A 429-nucleotide genomic window follows, 5' to 3' on the forward strand; every position below is an offset into this window, starting at 1 on the left:
CTAGTTGAGTTTTGGTTCTATGTTTCCTGTGGCCATGCCGGTGATGCGGGGGTTTGCGGTGAGGAAGTCGATGACGCGGGGGTAGTGTTCGATAGCCCAGGTGATTTCTTGCATGTCGTGGGGGTTGTTGGGGTCTGCCCAGCGGTCTTGGGTGCAGCGGAAGTATAGGTGTGCGGGGATGGTGTATTCTTTCATGCCGCGTGGGGAATAGGCGGCGATGGTGTAGCCTTTGTCGTTCCAGAGCCAGATGCTGTCGGGGTCGGTGCCGTCGTTGTCGGGACGGTTGGATTCTGGGGTGTATTGGTATTCGTTGATGGCGGTGATGGGGGTGGTGCGGAGTTTTCCGGTGAGTCCTCGGTAGGTGATGGTGTTGTCGGGGTTGAACCTGAGGTATTTGGTTTCGTAGTAGTACATACCAATCAAACCGAA

1 pseudogene is annotated in these 429 nt (G+C 55.7%); it reads right to left on the reverse strand.

The annotated features are described in order from the left end of the window. Positions 1-429 (reverse strand): annotated as a pseudogene (locus HMPREF2804_RS02500) (hypothetical protein); the annotation flags it as partial.

Origin of the sequence: Rothia sp. HMSC065G12 (assembly GCF_001811455.1) — a bacterium.
Lineage (GTDB): Bacteria > Actinomycetota > Actinomycetes > Actinomycetales > Micrococcaceae > Rothia > Rothia dentocariosa.